The organism is Lactobacillus sp. C449L (genome assembly GCF_059900815.1).
In genome coordinates this window covers 1-414 of the sequence record NZ_JBWXGA010000382.1, presented here as the reverse complement: position 1 = coordinate 414, position 414 = coordinate 1, and the positions used below count along the sequence as shown (strand labels likewise).

General features: G+C 65.2%; 1 protein-coding gene. It reads left to right on the top strand.

Translation table 11 applies throughout. The annotated features are described in order from the left end of the window. Positions 1-414: PhoX family protein (locus AC2JF9_RS09895; RefSeq protein ID WP_500727427.1), on the top strand; the 414-nt coding region annotated here is incomplete at both ends.

The window sequence follows — 414 nt, the reverse complement described above, 5'->3', positions numbered from 1 at the left end:
GATATGTGGTCTATCTCGGCGACGACGAGCGCTTCGATTACGTGTACAAGTTCGTGACCGAAGGCCGGGTGGACCGGCAGAACCGCGCCGCGAATTTCGGCCTCCTCGATTCCGGCACGCTCTTCGTGGCGAAGTACAATCCGGACGGCACTGGAACGTGGCTGCCACTGGTGCACGGCCAGGGCGCGCTGACGGAGGCGAACGGCTTCCGCAGCCAGGCGGACGTGCTGATCGAGACGCGCCGCGCGGGCGACGTCGTCGGCGCAACCAAGATGGACCGGCCCGAGGATATCGAAGCGAACCCGGTCACCAACCGCGTCTACGTCATGCTGACCAACAACACGCGGCGCACGGCGCAGCAGGTCGATGCTGCCAATCCCCGCGCCAACAACGCCTTCGGGCACATCATCGAGA